Origin of the sequence: Mesorhizobium sp. M4B.F.Ca.ET.089.01.1.1 (assembly GCF_004022605.1) — a bacterium.
Classification (GTDB): Bacteria; Pseudomonadota; Alphaproteobacteria; order Rhizobiales; family Rhizobiaceae; genus Mesorhizobium; species Mesorhizobium abyssinicae.
The window spans coordinates 1-733 of the sequence record NZ_RZOS01001080.1; the positions used below are offsets into that span (position 1 = coordinate 1).

Genomic DNA, 733 nt, shown 5'->3' on the forward strand with positions numbered 1-733 from the left:
CAATGGGATAACGTCGAAGGAAGTCGAGGATACGGTCGCGATCGTCGCACGAATGAAGACCGGCACAATTGTTCGGATTACCGAGAGCTTTGCTATTGATCACGCTAGAACGACGGTTGAGCTCTTTGGCACAAAGGCTTCCGTTTTTGCGGACGACGTTCTGCTCCAGCGTGGTGGTGGACGTGTGTTCGTGCGCAAGAATGGCGAACAGGTCGAAGAGCAGATCGACCATGTGAATGCCTACGACAAGGTTGTCCGTGACTTCAATGCAGCCATGGCTGGCAATGGCTCACCAACGGTAACAGGTCGCGACGGTTTGAAATCTTTGAAATTTGCCGTGGCCGCACGCGAAGCGGCAAAGACCGGCCGCTCGGTGCAGGTCTGAGGTTCATTCACGAGGAGCGGTTCCGGTCGAACCGCTCCATTTTGAATCCAGCGGATATTCCGATGCGCTAGGGATCTTCAGCCGCATTGAGCGGCTCGCTGATGACGTGAACCCTTCAGGTTACTAGAACCGGGTAGACCCGCATTCTACTGCGCTGCAGGGTCGACATCTACTTTCTCTTAGAAAGACGTCTCCCGTGCGTCAGATTGCGAATGCAAAGCTTTACCTGCGAAATCGCCCTGTAGCTGCCGCGATGTAAGATGAGTGCGGTGAGCTGACCATCAGGTGCTCCTAGCAGGGGTTCTCTGCGTGTATTCAAAGGTTTTCGCCTCATAGAAGAGACAGGCC

Annotated in this window: 1 protein-coding gene; it reads left to right on the forward strand. The window is 54.4% G+C overall.

Features of this window, described 5'->3' with window-relative positions:
- The coding region (locus tag EN780_RS39330; RefSeq protein WP_245500242.1) for a Gfo/Idh/MocA family oxidoreductase at window positions 1-385 on the forward strand (385 nt) is incomplete at its 5' end.
- Window positions 386-733: the final 348 nt, after the last annotated feature.